Source organism: Rhizobacter terrae (genome assembly GCF_003852895.1).
Classification (GTDB): domain Bacteria; phylum Pseudomonadota; class Gammaproteobacteria; order Burkholderiales; family Burkholderiaceae_C; genus Albitalea; species Albitalea terrae.
The window spans coordinates 1-15,143 of sequence record NZ_QUSW01000002.1 but is presented as its reverse complement, the minus strand read 5'-3'; the positions used below and the strand labels follow the sequence as shown (position 1 = coordinate 15,143).

The 15,143-nt window shown below is 67.5% G+C and carries 14 protein-coding genes and 1 pseudogene; 4 read left to right on the top strand and 11 right to left on the bottom strand.

The genetic code is table 11. From position 1 onward, the window contains the following. Nucleotides 1-15: 15 nt before the first annotated feature. From DZC73_RS07115 to DZC73_RS07105, 3 genes and pseudogenes are all read left to right on the top strand, one after another. Nucleotides 16-777: an HpcH/HpaI aldolase family protein gene (locus DZC73_RS07115; RefSeq protein WP_124539554.1), complete on the top strand. Its 762-nt coding sequence runs from the start codon at nucleotides 16-18 to the stop codon at nucleotides 775-777. Between the two features lie 13 nt (nucleotides 778-790). Next, nucleotides 791-1,684: pseudogene (locus tag DZC73_RS07110) on the top strand (2-hydroxy-3-oxopropionate reductase); the annotation flags it as partial. Between the two features lie 10 nt (nucleotides 1,685-1,694). After that, a complete protein-coding gene (locus DZC73_RS07105) occupies nucleotides 1,695-2,996 on the top strand; it encodes a glycerate kinase type-2 family protein (RefSeq protein ID WP_124539552.1) in 1,302 nt (433 codons plus the stop codon). 6 nt (nucleotides 2,997-3,002) lie between these two features. On the opposite strand, the gene DZC73_RS07100 is transcribed toward DZC73_RS07105, so the two are convergent. From DZC73_RS07100 to DZC73_RS07090, 3 genes are all read right to left on the bottom strand, one after another. After that, a complete protein-coding gene (locus DZC73_RS07100) occupies nucleotides 3,003-3,416 on the bottom strand; it encodes a VOC family protein (protein WP_124539551.1) in 414 nt (137 codons plus the stop codon). 73 nt (nucleotides 3,417-3,489) lie between these two features. Beyond that, nucleotides 3,490-4,824: a metallopeptidase TldD-related protein gene (locus DZC73_RS07095; protein ID WP_124539550.1), complete on the bottom strand. Its 1,335-nt coding sequence runs from the start codon at nucleotides 4,822-4,824 to the stop codon at nucleotides 3,490-3,492. Nucleotides 4,825-4,826: 2 nt separating this feature from the next. Next, nucleotides 4,827-6,284: a TldD/PmbA family protein gene (locus tag DZC73_RS07090; RefSeq protein ID WP_124539549.1), complete on the bottom strand. Its 1,458-nt coding sequence runs from the start codon at nucleotides 6,282-6,284 to the stop codon at nucleotides 4,827-4,829. 246 nt (nucleotides 6,285-6,530) lie between these two features. Here DZC73_RS07090 and DZC73_RS07085 point away from each other — a divergent pair, with 246 nt between their 5' ends. Further along, complete coding sequence (locus DZC73_RS07085; RefSeq protein ID WP_124539548.1) at nucleotides 6,531-6,902, top strand: hypothetical protein; 372 nt, start codon at nucleotides 6,531-6,533, stop codon at nucleotides 6,900-6,902. 3 nt (nucleotides 6,903-6,905) lie between these two features. On the opposite strand, the gene DZC73_RS07080 is transcribed toward DZC73_RS07085, so the two are convergent. From DZC73_RS07080 to DZC73_RS30665, 8 genes are all read right to left on the bottom strand, one after another. After that, on the bottom strand, nucleotides 6,906-8,078 hold the full coding sequence (locus DZC73_RS07080) for an AGE family epimerase/isomerase (RefSeq protein WP_124540341.1): 1,173 nt from the start codon (nucleotides 8,076-8,078) through the stop codon (nucleotides 6,906-6,908). 62 nt (nucleotides 8,079-8,140) lie between these two features. Beyond that, nucleotides 8,141-9,205, bottom strand: coding sequence for an ABC transporter ATP-binding protein (locus DZC73_RS07075; protein ID WP_124539547.1), 1,065 nt, complete (start codon nucleotides 9,203-9,205; stop codon nucleotides 8,141-8,143). Between the two features lie 11 nt (nucleotides 9,206-9,216). Continuing rightward, nucleotides 9,217-10,101: a carbohydrate ABC transporter permease gene (locus DZC73_RS07070; RefSeq protein ID WP_124540340.1), complete on the bottom strand. Its 885-nt coding sequence runs from the start codon at nucleotides 10,099-10,101 to the stop codon at nucleotides 9,217-9,219. Between the two features lie 41 nt (nucleotides 10,102-10,142). Beyond that, nucleotides 10,143-11,030 carry a carbohydrate ABC transporter permease gene (locus tag DZC73_RS07065; protein WP_124539546.1) on the bottom strand — a complete coding sequence of 296 codons (888 nt, stop codon included), beginning with the start codon at nucleotides 11,028-11,030 and terminating at the stop codon, nucleotides 10,143-10,145. A gap of 154 nt (nucleotides 11,031-11,184) precedes the next feature. Continuing rightward, nucleotides 11,185-12,432, bottom strand: coding sequence for an ABC transporter substrate-binding protein (locus DZC73_RS07060; RefSeq protein ID WP_124540339.1), 1,248 nt, complete (start codon nucleotides 12,430-12,432; stop codon nucleotides 11,185-11,187). A gap of 148 nt (nucleotides 12,433-12,580) precedes the next feature. After that, nucleotides 12,581-14,035 carry a sensor histidine kinase gene (locus DZC73_RS07055; protein WP_124539545.1) on the bottom strand — a complete coding sequence of 485 codons (1,455 nt, stop codon included), beginning with the start codon at nucleotides 14,033-14,035 and terminating at the stop codon, nucleotides 12,581-12,583. A 23-nt stretch (nucleotides 14,036-14,058) separates the two neighbouring features. Further along, entirely contained in the window at nucleotides 14,059-14,733 is a 675-nt protein-coding gene (locus DZC73_RS07050; protein WP_124539544.1) for a response regulator transcription factor, read from the bottom strand. A gap of 287 nt (nucleotides 14,734-15,020) precedes the next feature. Then, the gene (locus tag DZC73_RS30665; protein ID WP_407924098.1) at nucleotides 15,021-15,143 is read right to left on the bottom strand and encodes a hypothetical protein; all 123 of its coding nucleotides are present in this window, start codon (nucleotides 15,141-15,143) and stop codon (nucleotides 15,021-15,023) included.

Sequence of the window (15,143 nt, the reverse complement as noted above, 5' to 3'; positions counted from 1 at the left end):
TCAACGGGAGGTGCCATGAGACCGAACAAGCTTCGCGAGATGTGGAAGGCCGACCAGGCCGTGGTCAACGGCTGGCTGGCCATTCCCAGTGCCTTCTCCGCCGAGACCATGGCCCACCAGGGCTGGGACTCGCTCACCATCGACCTGCAGCACGGGCTCATCGACTACCAGGCCATGGTGGGCATGCTGCAGGCCATCTCGACCACGGAAACGGTGCCCGTGGTGCGCGTGCCCTGGCTGGAGCCGGGCATCCTCATGAAGACGCTGGATGCGGGCGCCTACGGCGTGATCTGCCCCATGGTGAACACGCGCGAGGACGCGCAGAAGCTCGTGGCCTGGACGCACTACGCGCCGCAGGGCACGCGCAGCTTCGGGCCGGTGCGGGCGCTGCTGTACGGCGGCGCAGACTACCCGCAGCACGCCAACGAGACCATCGTCGCCTTCGCGATGATCGAGACGGCGCAGGCGCTGGACAACCTCGATGCGATCCTCTCGGTGGAAGGGCTGGACGCGATCTACATCGGGCCGTCGGACCTCTCGCTCGCGCTGGGTTGCAGGCCCACCTTCGACGACGTGGAGCCGAAGGTTGCGCAGGCCATCGACCACATCCTCGAGCGCGCGACGGCGCACGGCGTTGCGGCCGGCATCCACAACGGCTCGGCGCCCCATGCGCTGCAACGCGTGGACAAGGGCTTCCGCTTCGTCACCGTCGGCTCGGACGCGCGCTTGATGGCGGCGGGATCGCAGCAGGTGCTCGCGGCCATGCGCTCACGTTGAACCATCACAAGGACTTCATTCCATGCAACTCGGATTCATCGGCCTGGGCATCATGGGCGCGCCCATGTGCGGCCATCTCATCGCGGCGGGCCACCAGCTGTTCGTACACACCCGCAGCAAGGTGCCGGCGGCGATCGGCGAACGCGCGGTGGTGTGCGCCAGCGCGAAAGACGTGGCCGAGCGGGCAGACATCGTCTTCCTCATGCTGCCCGACACGCCGGACGTGTCGCGCGTGCTGTTCGGCGAGAACGGCGTGGCGCAAGGCTTGTCGCGCGGCAAGACGGTGGTGGACATGAGTTCCATCTCGCCCATCGACACCAAGGATTTCGCCCAACGCATCAATGGCCTGGGCTGCGACTACCTCGATGCGCCCGTGTCCGGCGGCGAGGTGGGCGCCAAGGCGGCGAGCCTGACGATCATGGTGGGTGGCCCGGGGGAAGCATTCGCCCGCGCGAAGCCGCTGTTGGAGCTGATGGGCAAGAACATCACGCTCGTGGGCGGCAACGGCGACGGGCAGACCACCAAGGTCGCCAACCAGATCATCGTGGCCCTGAACATCGCGGCCGTGAGCGAGGCACTGGTGTTCGCGAGCAAGGCGGGCGCCGATCCGGCCAAGGTGCGGCAGGCGCTGATGGGCGGGTTCGCTGCGAGCCGCATCCTGGAGGTGCATGGCGAACGGATGATCAAGCGCACGTTCAATCCGGGCTTTCGCATCGGGCTGCACCAGAAGGACCTGAACCTGGCGCTGGCAGGGGCGAAGTCGATTGGCGTCGCGCTGCCGCAGACGGCCAATGCGGCGCAGTTGATGCAGGCCTGCGCCGCGCACGGCTGGGACCAGCTCGACCACTCCGCGCTGGTGAAGGCGTTGGAGCTGATGGCCGGCCATGAGGTGGCCCGGCTGGACTAAGCTTGCCGGCATGAACATCCCACCGCCCCAGCAGCAGCCGCGCGAATTCCTCCGAGCCCTGTTCGATGCCGCCGTAGCCCGGGCCCTGCCCGACGTGGTGATGCGAGAACATCTGCCGCCGCCGCCGAAGGGCCGCACATTGGTGCTCGGCGCCGGCAAGGCTGGCGGCGCGATGGCTGCGGCGCTGGATGCCATGTGGCCGCATGACGCGCCCCTGTCCGGCCTGGTCGTGACCCGCTACGGCCACGTGCCGCCTGCGTACAAGGCCCATGGTGGACGCATCGAGGTGGTCGAGGCCTCGCATCCCGTTCCCGACGACGCCGGCCGTGAAGCGGCCCGGCGCATCGCGGCGTTGACGAAGGGACTCACGCCCGACGACCTCGTGCTGTGCCTCATCTCCGGCGGAGGTTCGGCCCTGCTGTCCCTGCCGGCCGATGGCGTGAGGCTCGAAGAGAAGCAGGCCATCAACCGCGCCCTGCTCAAGAGCGGCGCGGCCATCGACGAGATGAACTGCGTGCGCAAGCATCTGTCGGCCATCAAGGGCGGCCGCCTGGGTGCGATGTGCTCGCCGGCACAGGTGGTGACGCTGCTGATCTCCGACGTGCCTGGCGACGATCCGGCCGTGATCGCCAGCGGACCCACGGTGCCCGACCCGACGACTTGCGCGGATGCGTTGGCCGTGCTCAAGCGCTACGGGATCGATGTGCCGTCCCACGTGCGCGCCGGGCTGGAGGCCGGCCGCTTCGAGACACCCAAGCCCGGCGACGAACGCCTGGCGAATCGCTCGGTGCGCATGATCGCCACGCCGCACCAAAGCCTGGAAGCCGCCGCGGCGCTGGCGCGGCGGGCGGGCATCGAGGCGCACGTGCTGTCCGACGAGATCGAAGGCGAGTCGCGCGAGGTGGCGAAGGTGCACGTCGCGCTGGCCAAGGAGATCGCGCGGCGCGGGTCGCCGTTCAGGAAGCCCTGCGTGATCCTATCGGGCGGCGAGACCACCGTGACGGTGAAAGAGAAGGGCGGCCGCGGCGGCCGCGCCAGCGAGTTCCTGCTGAGCAGCGCGATCGCGCTGCAAGGCGAGCCGGGCATCCACGTGCTCGCGGCGGACACCGATGGCATCGATGGCGTGGAAGACAACGCCGGCGCGATCGTGACGCCCGACACCCTGGCGCGTGCGGAAGCCGCCGGCAAGAAGGCACGGGACTTCCTGGACCGCAACGATGCCTACAGCTTCTTCGATGCGATCGGTGACCTGGTGGTGACGGGGCCGACCTTCACCAACGTGAACGACTTCCGAGCGATCCTGGTCGTGTAGCCGCGATCAAGACTCGTTCCACGGGTCATAGTCCCCGATGCTCCACAGATTGCCCTCCGGATCCAGGCAGGTGAACCCCTTGCCGCCATAGTCCTTGGCCTCGAGCGGCATCACGATCTTCGCCATCGCCGCGACGGCGCGTGCATGCACCGTGTCGACGTCGGAGACCACCAGGTAGACGCTTTGCGTGTTGCCGCCGGCTTCCGACGGCAGCCGCATCAGCTTCCCGTACTCGTTGTCGTTGGTGGCCGAGCCGAGCATCACCATGCCCTGGCCCAGCCGCAACTGCGCGTGGTGGATGACATCGCCTTCACCGGGCACCACCAGCTGCGGCTCCAGCCCGAAGGCCTCGCGCAACCAGGAGATCGCGCCCTTGGCATTGCGGTAGCGAAGGCAGGGGATCAAGGTACTGCCGGGCATGGTGTCCTCCGGGAAGTGGCGGGTGCCGCCGATGATGCACGCATCACGCGGCGGCCCCGTGAAGGCGCGCGGACTACAAGGTCAATTTCCAGTCCGCCACGAGCGCGCCGGGCGTGGTGATGGACATGAGCTGGCGCTCCTTGTAGGTGCCGCTTTCGGGCACCATCTCCGCGGTGTCGGTGAAGTCCACCAGCCCCTCGCCGAACATGCGCAGGAACGAATCGTCGAAGCGCATCACCGGCAGCGGCGCGACGAGCTGGCCACCGTCCACCCAGAAGCAGGCGAAGCGGGTCATGCCGGTCATGCGGCAGGCCTGGCGGTCGGAGTAGTTGAGGTACCAGAGGTTGCTCACGTACAGGCCGGTGTCCAGGGCGCTGAGCACGTCGGCTTCGCGCAGCGTGCCGGTGGCCAGCGACAGGGCCTCGGGCGATTCCTGTGCGTTGGCGCCATTGGCGGCCAGGTTGTACTGGCGTGCCGAGCGCGGCGAATTCAGCGTGCCGGCGGCGCGGCCCGCATCGATGAGGTTGACCGAGGCAGGCTTGGCAAAGCCCTCGGCCGTGAAGGCCGGCGCGATGCTGCCCGCCGTGTCTTCCTTGAGGTGGAAGCTGTCGTGCAGCTGCGCATCGCGATGCTCCAGCCGTGACAGGCTGGACGTGCCCGTGCGGCGCGACTGCGCCCCGAAGCCGCTCCACGCGAGCGTGCCCAGCAGCTCGTTCATCGCAGCCGGCGTGAAGTAGGCGCGGTAAGCCCCCGGCGACAACTTGCGCGGCTCCAGCCCGAGCAGCGGCAGGCGCTGCGCACCGGTGGCCACGCGGCGGGCGAACTCGTCGGGGTCCCAGCGCGTGCCGGCGTACGCGGTCTTCACCGCCTTGTCGGCCTGCTGGTACAGGCACCAGTCGAAGTGGAAGCTCTCCACGTGGTGCCAGTGCCGGCTGCCGCGGCTGTCGGCGAAGGCGCGAACGAGTGCGCCGCCGGCATAGAAGCCGACGAAGTCCAGGCCTCTTGCCGCCGATGTGGTGGCGATCACCAGCGCCTCGGGCGAGGGCAGGGCGCCGGTCTCGTGGCGGCTGCTGGAGGTGACGTCCTCAGGCAGCAGCAGGTAGGGGTCGTCGGGCACCTCGGCCAGCGAAGCGATCAGGTCGGCACGATCGGCCAGCAGTGCCGCCGTGTCCTCGGCCACGCGGCCGGTGAGCGAGCGGCTGGATTCGATGCGCCGCGAGCCCTGCACCACGGCCACGGTGGCGAAGCCCTGCGTGACGTGCGTGGCCTGGCGAACCGCGGCGCGGTTGAAGCGGATGAAGTCCGAGTCCTCGGCGCGCAGGTACAGCGTGACGCGATCGGTTCCGCTCACGCTCTGGCACACGGCCTGAGCCAGCGATTCAAAGAAGTCCTTGCGGGTGATGCTCATGCTCAAGCCTCCCCGCCAAAGACCGCGACGCGGCTGAACTTGCAAGCCGGCGAGGCATGCCCTACGCGGATGACCTGCGACGGCTCGCCCTTGCCACAGTACGGCGTGCCCATCACCTCGAAGGTGGACGCATCGCCCACCATCGCCAGCGAGCGCCAGAAGGTGGCGCTGATGCCGCGGTAGTTGGGGTTGCGCACGACTTCCGCGAGCTGCCCGTTGCGGATGACCCGGCCGTACTCGCAGCCGAACTGGAACTTGTTGCGCGAGTCGTCGATGCTCCAGGAGCAGTTGGTGCGCATCAGCACGCCGGACTCGATGCTGGCGATCATCTGGTCCAGCGAGGAGCTGCCGGGCTCGACGTTGAGGTTGCTCATGCGGTCGATGGGTGCGCGGTTCCAGCTGCAGGCACGGGTCGTTGCCACGCCCTCGATGTCGCCGCGCATGGCCCTGGCGCGCGCCAGGGAGATGCTGCCGCCCAGCGGGCGCTTGAGCAGCCCATGCTCGATGATGAACTGCCGCTCGGCGGGCGTGCCGTCGTCGTCGAAGGCGAAGCTCGCGAGCTGTTCGCTGCGCGTCGGGTCGTAGGTGACGTTCAGCAGGTCGCTGCCGTACTGGTAGCGGCCGAACATGTCCAGGGTGACGAAGCTCGTGCCCGCGAAGTTGCGCTCGTCGCCGAGGATGCGGTCCAGCTCCAGCGGGTGGCCGATGGATTCGTGGATCTGCAGCATCATCTGGTCGGGCATGAGGATGACGTCCATCTCGCCGCTCGGGCACTGCGGCGCCATCGCCAGTTCCAGCGCCTCGCGCGCCACGCGCGGGCCGTCGGTGGCGAAGCGGGCGCGGTCCAGCACCTCCAGGCCGCCTTGCTGGCAAAAGCCGTTGTACTGGCCGTGGGCCGAGCGGGTTTGCGTGACGCCGTTCACGTTTGCCGTGGCCTGCACGTTGGGAATCACCTGGCTGAAGCGCTGCTGGGCGCTGCCGCCGTCGCCCGTCACCAGCAACTGCTCGGTCTCGATGGTCCACAGCGTGGCGCTCCAGTCGACGATGCGCTCGTCGAGCCTGGTGGCAGCGCTGGTGCTGCCCAGCAGGTCGAGCCTGGCCTTGAGGCCGCTCGATGCATTGGGCTTCTCCACCGGGCTGGCGTAGCGGCCCTTGGGTGCCACGGGTGCGAGCTGGCCGTAGTCGAACACCGTGCGGCCGGCCACGGCGTGGGCGAGGTCGGTGGCGCGTGCAAAGGCGGCTTTCAGGCCGGACTCGCTCAGGTCGCTGGTGGCGGCGTAGCCCATGCCGCCGCGGTCGATCACGGTGACCATGGCCCCGGCATCGCGGCTGCGGCTGGGGGCCTGGGCGACCCCTTGGCGCATGGTCAGGTCTTCAGAGGTTTCAGCGACGCCGCGAACGGCCCACTGCTGCACAGCCGGCGCGGATCGTCGCGCCACGGCCTCGAGTTGATCGAGCATTCCTGGACATCCTTTTGAGACGGAAGGCCGAGTGTAGGGGGCCGTGGCGCGGCGCTGCATCCTGAAACGCTTGTATCCGCACCCCTAACACGAAGCGTCACTTGGCCGGGCAATTCGTATCGGCTGGTGACCTGCCTGCCGGCTGACCATGGCGCGGATGGACGGAAAACGAAGAAATCGGGTCTGGCACGGAGGTTGCGCTCGACATGCGCACAAGCACCCTTAGAGCAGTCAGCGAGGCCCACCATGATCCAGCAGTACCTGATCAGCACAGCGTCCAGAGCCCTGGCGGTGTCGTGCCTCCTCGGCATGGGTGGAGCAGCCATGGCCCAGTCGCAGGGCAGCAGCCTGGCGGATCGTGCCCAGCGCAGCCTGGCTGCGTCGCAGGCCAGCAGCTACGACTTCATCGACCTGTCCGGCGCTCCCGGCCAACGCCCGCGCGGCTCGCTGAAGTTCGCGGCCGAAGGCGCCACCAAGGCGCTGCGCGAGATGGGCGTCGCAGCGGACGACTGCCGGACCCTGGTCCGCACGAATTCACAACGCACGCCGCAGATCCAGGGCGGCGACGGCACGCCGCGGCTGGGCGTCAGCGTGTCGCTGAGCTGCAGCTTCTTCTGAGCCTCAAGCGGCCTCCAGGGCCGCCCAGACTTCGTAGCACGCACCCATGGTGTGGTAGTCCACCTTCCCGGCCGGGCTCTTCTCGTCGCTGATCTTCTTGTTGTCCGGCGTGAGGATGCGATACCAGGCCCCGTGCTCGTGGTCGACGAAGTGCTCCCAGCTGTAGTCCCACAGCCGGTCATACCAGTCCCAGTAGCCGCCTTCGCCGGTGCGCAGCGCCAGCAGGGCGGCGGTGGCCAGGCTTTCGGCCTGCACCCAGAAGTACTTGTCGCCGTCGCACACCACCATCTTGCCGTGGTGCTTCTCATCGTCGGCGATGCCGTAGACCAGTCCGCCATGGGCCGTGTCCCAGGCGTGCTCGGTCCCCGCGGCGAAGAGTTCCTGTGAGCGCGGCAGCAGCCAGTCGGCCGGCTGATGGCGATCCAGGATCAGCAGCAGCTTGGACCACTCGGTGTGGTGGCCGGGCTGGTAGCCCCAGGGGCGGAAGATGTTGGTCTTGTCGTGGCGGTTGTAGTCCCAGTCGGGTGTCCAGCCGCCGGTGGCCGGGTCGATGCGGTAGTGCTCCCAGACCATGCCCTTGCCGTGCTGGGCCAGGCGGCGCGTGACCGAATCGGCCAGCACCGCGGCGCGGTCGAGGTAGCGCTGGTCGCTGGTGGCCTCGTAGGCGGCGAGCATGGCCTCGCAGGCATGCATGTTGGCGTTCTGGCCTCGGTAGGGCAGCACCTGCCAGTCGGCGGTGGCCTCGTCGGCATAGAGCCCGTTGGCGGGCTCCCAGAAGCGCTGCTCCATCAGCTCGAAGGTCTCGGCGATGCCCGCGCGTGCCTCGGCGATGCCGGCCATGGCCGCATGCGCGTGGGCCAGCAGCACGAAGGCCAGGCCGTAGCAGTGGTTGGTGGCGTCCAGCACGGTCTTGCGGCCGTTGTCCCACGAGAGCTGCCAGGCGTAGCCGCCGGTGGCCGGGTCGCGGTGCGCTTCGCGCAGGAAGCGCAGTGCGTGGCGCGTGGCGTCCAGGTACTTCGTCTCGCCGAAACGGCGGGCCGCCATGGCCTGGGTGAAGACAAAGCGCGTGCTGCTGACGAGGTGGCGCGTGGTCCGGTCGTAGACCGTGCCGTCGTCCTTGAAGAAATGGAAGAACCCGCCCGTCGGATCCAGGCACCGGCCATCGTAGAAGGCCATGGTGTCGAGGATGTGCGACTCGAGGAAGCTGACCGAGCGGAAGTTCAGGTGGTCGTGCACGATCAGGCCACGCGCTTTTCGCTCTTGGCGTCGAACAGGTGTGCATCGGCGGCCGACCAGCGCAGGAACACGCGGTCGCCCACGCCCTGGTTCACCTTGCCCGGCACACGTGCGGTGAGCTGGCCGACAGCGGTGTCCACGAGCGCATAGGTCTCGGGGCCGGTGGGCTCGATCATGGCCAGCGTGCCCGGCAGGCCGGCATCGCTGAAGGCCAGGCTTTCCGGGCGCAGGCCGTAGGTGACTTCCGCCGCATTGGCCGCGTTCAGCGCGCCTTGCTGCTCGGCCGTGAGCGCAAGGTCATAGCCCGCCGCCTGCAGGCCGTTGGCCGCGCGCTGGCTGCCCACCATGTTCATGGCCGGCGAGCCGATGAACTCGGCCACGAAGCGGGTGGCCGGACGCGAGTAGATGTCGTCGGGCGTGCCCAGTTGCTGGACCACGCCTTCGCGCATCACGGCAATGCGGTCGCCCAGCGTCATGGCTTCCACCTGGTCGTGCGTGACGTACACGGTGGTGGTGCGGGTGCGCTGGTGCAACAGCTTGATCTCGGCGCGCATCTCCACGCGCAGCTTGGCGTCCAGGTTGGACAGCGGCTCGTCGAACAGGAACAGCGCCGGGTTGCGGGCCAGGGCGCGGCCCATGGCCACGCGCTGGCGCTGGCCGCCGGAGAGCTGGCCGGGCTTGCGGTCCAGCAGGTGGCCGATCTGCAGCATCTTGGACACGCGCTGGATGGCCTCTTCGCGCTGCGGCTTGGGCACGTTGCGCATCTCCAGGCCGAAGGCGATGTTCTGCGCCACGTTCATGTTCGGATAGAGCGCGTAGCTCTGGAACACCATGGCGATGTCGCGGTCCTTGGGCAGCGCGTAGGTCACGTCACGGTCGGCGATGTGGATGCTGCCCTGGGTCGGCGTGTCCAGCCCCGCGATCATGTTGAGCAGCGTGCTCTTGCCGCAGCCCGACGGGCCCACGAGGATGAGGAATTCGCCGGCCTCGACCTCAATGTCGATGCCCTTGAGGATGTCCACCGAGCCGAAGCTCTTCTTGACGTTGCGGATGGATAGTGCGCCCATGATCTCTTTCCTTAACCCTTGACTGCGCCGGCGGTCAGGCCGCGCACGAAATACTTGCCAGCGACGATGTAGACGAACAGGGTGGGCAGGCCGGCGATCATCGCGGCGGCCATGTCCACGTTGTATTCCTTCACCGCGCTGGAGGTGTTGGCCAGGTTGTTCAGGCCCACCGTGACCGGCTTGGAGTCGCCGCCGGAGAACACCACGCCGAACAGGAAGTCGTTCCAGATGTTGGTGAACTGCCAGATCAGCGTCACGACGAAGATCGGCGTGGACAGCGGCACGATGATCCGCCAGAAGATGCGCCAGAAGCCCGCGCCGTCGAGCATGGCGGCCTTCACGAGTTCATCGGGCAGGCCCACGTAGTAGTTGCGGAAGAACAGCGTCGTGGACGGCAGGCCGGCGACGATGTGCACCATCACCAGGCCCCAGATGGAACTGGCGATGCCCAGCCAGCCCAGCACCTGCGACATCGGCAGCAGCACGACCTGCAGCGGCATGAACATGCCGAACAGCATCAGCGCGAACATCACTTCGCTGCCCTTGAAGCGCCACTTGCTGAGCACGTAGCCGTTGACCGCGCCGATGGCGGTGGAGATGAGGACGGCCGGCACGACCATCATCACGGAGTTCATGAAGAAAGGCTTCAGGCCGCCGCAGTCGATGCCGGTGCAGGCGCTCCCCCAGGCCTTGGCCCAGGCGTCGAAGCTGGGCGAGGTGGGCAGCGACAGCAGGCTGCCGCCGCGCACCTGCGCCATGTCCTTCAGCGAGGTGGTGACCATCACGTACATCGGCGTGAGGAAGACCAGCGCGAACAACAGGAGCACCGACCACAGTGCGATGCGGTGCCACACGAGGTTGGCGGGCTTGGTGGAGGCGGGGCTGTCGGTTCGCATGGGTCGGACGATGTTCGCCGGTGCTGCATTCACGGGCGCGCTCATCGCTTGCTCCTCAGTTCCGAGTACAGGTAGGGCACGACGATGGCGGCCACGGTCGCCAGCATGATGGTCGCAGAAGCCGCGCCCAGGCCGATCTGGCCGCGCGAGAAAGCCATGGTGTACATGTAGGTGGCCGGCAGGTCGGTGGCGAAGCCGGGGCCGCCCGCGGTCAGTGCCATCACCAGGTCGAAGCTCTTGATCGCGAGGTGGCTGAGCACCATCAGCGTGGAGAAGAAGACCGGGCGCAGGCTGGGAATGATGATGCGCCAGTAGATGCGCGGCAGGCTGGCGCCGTCGATCTGCGCTGCCTTGAGGATGGAGTCGTCGATGCCGCGCAGGCCGGCCAGGAACAGGGCCATGACGAAGCCCGAGCTTTGCCAGACGCCCGCGATGACCACGGTGTAGATGGCCATGTTCGGGTCGATGAGCCAGTCGAACTGGAAGCTGGTGAAGCCCAGGCCCTGGACGACCTTCTCGATGCCCAGGCCAGGGTTGAGGATCCACTTCCAGGCGGTGCCCGTGACGATGAAGCTCAGCGCCATCGGGTACATGTAGATGGTGCGAAGAGCGCCCTCTGCGCGGATCTTCTGGTCCAGCAAGATGGCCAGGAACAGGCCCAGCGCCATGCCGCAGAAGATGAACAGGCCGCCGAAGATGCCCAGGTTCTTCAGGGCCACCCACCAACGTTCGCTCTCGAACAGGTTGTGGTACTGCTCCAGGCCGATGAACTCATAGTTCGGCAGGAGGCGCGAAGCCGACAGTGACAGGTAGCCGTTCCACGCGATGAGGCCGTAGATGAACAGCATCGCGATGATGAAGGACGGCGCGATCACGAGCCGTGGCATCCACTGGCTCAGGCGTGCAGCGTTTGAGATGGGCGAGGTCATGGATATGTGACGCCTCTCCCGTTGCAGGAGAGGGTGGAGGTGGGAGGGGCTCGTGGTCGACAACCGATGCGCAGCGTCGGCATCAGGCCCCCTCACCCCAACCCTCTCCCGCGAGGGGAGAGGGGGTTACTTCGCTGTGAGTGTGGTCGCGAGCTTAGGACTTCGTCTTCGCGGCCGCAACCAGCTTGTCCATCGTGGCGGCCGGCGTGGCCTTGTCGTCGTTCCAGAACTGCGAGACGACGTCCTTGATGGCGCCTTCGGCGGCCGACGGGACAGCCATGCCGTGGGCGATGGACGGAACCAGCGAGCCGGCCTTCGAGGTGGACACGAAGTCGGCGGCCGAGGTCTTGGCGCACTCGTCGAACTTGTCCAGCTTCATGTTCAGGCGAACCGGGATGGAACCCTTGTTCAGGTTGAACACTTCCTGGAAGTCGGTCGACATGATGGCCGCGGCCAGGTCCTGCTGGGCCTTCTGGTTGGCCGGGTCCTTCAGCTTGAACAGGGCGAAGCTGTCCACGTTGTAGGTGTAGGACTTGGCGGTGCCGGGGGCGGCCACGCAACCGAAGTCCTTGCCCGGGACCTTGCCGGCGGCGAGGAATTCGCCCTTGGCCCAGTCACCCATGAACTGCATGCCGGCTTCGCCCTTGATCACCATGGCCGTGGCCAGGTTCCAGTCGCGGCCCGGGGCGTTCTTGTCGGTGTAGTCCTTGATCTTCTTGAAGGTCGTCAGCACCTTTTCCATCGTCGGGCTCTTCAGCGAGGCCGGGTCCAGGTGCACCAGGGCCTTCTTGTAGAACTCGGCACCGCCGACGCCCAGCGCCACGGTTTCGAAGGTGGTGAAGTCCTGCCAGTTCTGGCCACCGTGGGCGACGGCGATCAGGCCGGCCTTCTTCAGCGCGTCAGCAGCGGTGAAGAACTCGTCCCACGTGGTCGGCACCTTGGCGCCGGCCTTCTTGAAGGCTTCGGGGTTGGTCCACAGCCAGTTCACGCGGTGCACGTTGACCGGAGCGGCAACGTAGTGGCCCTGGTACTTCAGGCCGTCGGCGATGGCCTTGGGCAGCAGGCTGTCCCAGTGCTCGGCCTTGGCCACGTCGTCCATGTTGGCCAGCACGCCTTCACGCGCCCATTCCTGGATGGAGGGACCCTTGATCTGCGCAGCAGCCGGGGCGTTGCCCGAGACGACGCGGGACTTCAGGACGGTCATCGCAGAGTCGCCACCGCCGCCGGCAACTGCGAAATCCTTCCAGGTGTGGCCCTTGGATTGCATCGTGGCCTTCAGCGCCGAGGCCGCCTTGGCTTCACCGCCGGAGGTCCACCAGTGCAGCACCTCGACTTCGCCGGCGTGCGCCAGCGTTGCGCCCATCAGGCCGGCGGTGGCCAGGGCAAGAGAAATACGGGTCATAGCCATGCGGATAGTCTCCTGTTCAAAAATTATTCAGCTTGTTGAACCAAGCGGACCGAACTTTAAAATATCGTTAACGAAACGACAAGCTCGGGACTTTCCCTAGGGCACTCCCCTGTCAACCGCTTGGGCTGTCCCGCCAGGCGGTTCAGGCCCGGGGAAGGCGGATGACGGCCCTGAGCCCTTGCGGCTGGGCCTGCTCCAGAACGACGGTGCCGCTGTGGCGGGTGACGATCTCGCGGGCGATGGCCAGGCCCAGCCCGCAGCCGTTACCGTCGTAGGTGGCGCGCACGAAGCGCTGGAAGACGCGCTCGCGATCGGCCTCGGCCAGGCCCGGGCCGTTGTCTTCCACGGTGACGACGATCTTGTCGCCCTGGACCTGGGCATTCACCGTGACCACCTTGCCGCGGCCGGCGTAGCGGATGGCGTTGTCGATGAGGTTGGTCAGCGCCTCGCGCAGCAGCAGCGGATGGCCCATGACGAACAGCGGCGTGGTGTCGGCGGGTTCGTCGCCGTCTTCGCCGAAGCCCAGGTCCACGCCCGCGGCCAGCGCGCGCGGGACGAGCTCGGCACAGAGGTCGGCGGCGAGCTTGCGCATGTCCATGCGCGTCTTGCCCTGCTCGGCCGTCGCGTTGGGTTCGGCCCGGGCCAGCGCAAGCAGCTGATTGACGAGGTGGGCGCTGCGAGCGGCGCTCTGGTGGACCATCTCCAGCCGTGAGCGCAGCTCCGGCTCTTTGGATTCATTCAGCGCCAGTTCAGTCTGGCTCTTGAGGCCGGCCAGCGGCGTGCGCAGCTGGTGCGCCGCATCGTTGATGAAGCGCTTTTGCGCGCTCACGCTTTCCTGCACCTCGGCCAGCAGCGTGTTGATGGCCTTGGCCAGCGCGCGCACTTCCTCGGGCGCGGCGTCGAGCTCGATGGGCGCGAGGTCGTTGGGGGCGCGGTCTTCCACCAGCATGCGCATGCGCCACAGCGGCGACAGGCCGGTGCGTATCCCACCCCACACGATCACCGACATCAGCGCGATGAGCGCCGACAAGGGCAGGGCCGTGTCCACGAGGATCTGGCGCGCGAGCTGTTCGCGACTGGCGCGGCTGCGGGCGATCTGCACCAGCATGCGCTGCATGCTGTCGTCGCCGTAGGCCAGGTACAGCGCCGAGACGCGCACCGCCACGGCGGTGCGGCCCTCACCGATGCTGCCGTCGTAGAAGTAGGGATCTTCCAGCCGCGGGTCCACGATGTGCGGTGGCGCTGGGATCTGCTTGTTGCCGAGGATGAACTGGCCCGGCGGCGTGCTGACCATGTAGTACACGCGGTCGTCGGGGTCGGCCTCGATGATGTCCTGCGCGGCTTTCGGGAAGTCGATGAACAGCCCGTTGCCCAGCGGCTTGACCTGCCTCGCGAGTGCGCGCGTGGCGGTGGTGAGGCTCGCATCGATCGCCTTGTTGGCATAGCGCTCGGCGACGTTGTAGGTGACGTAGGCGGCGGCCAGCCACAGAACGAGCTGCGGCAGCAGCAGCCAGGTCAGCAGGTGGCGCTGCAGCGAACGCGTGCCCGGGCTCACGCCGGGTACGTTCTTGAGCGCTCGCTTGAATGGAGAGAGCATGCGCCGCAGGATGGCCCGCCGCCTCAGGCCGCGGGTTCGGCCTCGAGCAGGTAGCCCAGGCCCCGCACCGTGCGGATGGCCAGGCCCGAGGTTTCCAGCTTGCGGCGCAGGCGGTGGATGTAGACCTCGATGGAGCCCGGGTTCGATTCCGAGCGCTCGACCGCCCAGGTCTCGGCGATCTGGTCTTTCGTGACCACCTTGTCGCGCTGCGTCAGCAGGAGGTCGAAGAGCATCCATTCGCGCGGCGAGAGTTCAAGCATTTCACCGCCCACCGAGGCGCGTCGCGCATCGCGGTCGAAGGTGAGGCGGCCCATCTGCTGGACCGGGCCATTGCCCGTGCGTGTGCGGCGAAGCAGGGCGCGGATGCGCGCTTCGAGCTCGGGGAAATCGAAAGGCTTGGTGAGGTAGTCGTCGGCACCGGCGTTGAGGCCGGCGACACGGTCGTCCAGGCCATCCAGCGCGGTGAGGATGAGCATCGGGAGCGTGGGCCGGGCGGCACGCACGCGCTTGAGCACGGTGAGTCCATCGACGAGAGGAAGGCCGATGTCGAGAACGGCCAGGTCGAAGTTGTGCTTGAGAAGAAGGTATTCGGCGACGGCGCCGTTGTTCGCCACCTCCGGCTCGAAGCCTGCTTTGCGCAGGCTCGAAGCCAAGGCGTCGGCCAGGATGGCGTCGTCTTCCGCTAGGAGCAGTTTCATGCTCCGAGCTTAACGGCTGAACTCTGGCTTAAAGCTAGATTGAAACCCCAGCGTCGGCGGGACGCCCCCCGGCGCCCCGCCGGCCCTTCCGAGGGGGTTGTGGCCTGGCCGAAACCAGTCCACCACAACACGGTACAAGGCGCCACTCTACTGCTGCTCGGGGCGGTGAACCACGAATGGCAAGCAAAGCGACGCCTCCATCAAGCCACGCCCGAGGATCCGGCTACGCCGGTCCGTCGGGTGGCGCCCCTCGGGGGCAGGAGCGCCAGCGACTGGGGGGCTCTACTTCAGAACCAGATCTCGACCTGAGCGCCGTAGCTGGTGCCGCTGGTCTTGCCGTCGCCGTTGCCGGTGAGGCCGCCGGCGCCCGCTGCCGCGTTGGCCGCGTCGTTCCACTTGGCGCTGGTCAC

Coding starts and splice junctions, on each gene's coding strand:
- DZC73_RS07115 (WP_124539554.1), top strand. CDS start 16: ATGAGACCGAACAAGCTTCGCGAGATGTGGAAGGCCGACCAGGCCGTG.
- DZC73_RS07105 (WP_124539552.1), top strand. CDS start 1,695: ATGAACATCCCACCGCCCCAGCAGCAGCCGCGCGAATTCCTCCGAGCC.
- DZC73_RS07100 (WP_124539551.1), bottom strand. CDS start 3,416: ATGCCCGGCAGTACCTTGATCCCCTGCCTTCGCTACCGCAATGCCAAG.
- DZC73_RS07095 (WP_124539550.1), bottom strand. CDS start 4,824: ATGAGCATCACCCGCAAGGACTTCTTTGAATCGCTGGCTCAGGCCGTG.
- DZC73_RS07090 (WP_124539549.1), bottom strand. CDS start 6,284: ATGCTCGATCAACTCGAGGCCGTGGCGCGACGATCCGCGCCGGCTGTG.
- DZC73_RS07085 (WP_124539548.1), top strand. CDS start 6,531: ATGATCCAGCAGTACCTGATCAGCACAGCGTCCAGAGCCCTGGCGGTG.
- DZC73_RS07080 (WP_124540341.1), bottom strand. CDS start 8,078: ATGGCCTTCTACGATGGCCGGTGCCTGGATCCGACGGGCGGGTTCTTC.
- DZC73_RS07075 (WP_124539547.1), bottom strand. CDS start 9,205: ATGGGCGCACTATCCATCCGCAACGTCAAGAAGAGCTTCGGCTCGGTG.
- DZC73_RS07070 (WP_124540340.1), bottom strand. CDS start 10,101: ATGCGAACCGACAGCCCCGCCTCCACCAAGCCCGCCAACCTCGTGTGG.
- DZC73_RS07065 (WP_124539546.1), bottom strand. CDS start 11,030: ATGACCTCGCCCATCTCAAACGCTGCACGCCTGAGCCAGTGGATGCCA.
- DZC73_RS07060 (WP_124540339.1), bottom strand. CDS start 12,432: ATGACCCGTATTTCTCTTGCCCTGGCCACCGCCGGCCTGATGGGCGCA.
- DZC73_RS07055 (WP_124539545.1), bottom strand. CDS start 14,035: ATGCTCTCTCCATTCAAGCGAGCGCTCAAGAACGTACCCGGCGTGAGC.
- DZC73_RS07050 (WP_124539544.1), bottom strand. CDS start 14,733: ATGAAACTGCTCCTAGCGGAAGACGACGCCATCCTGGCCGACGCCTTG.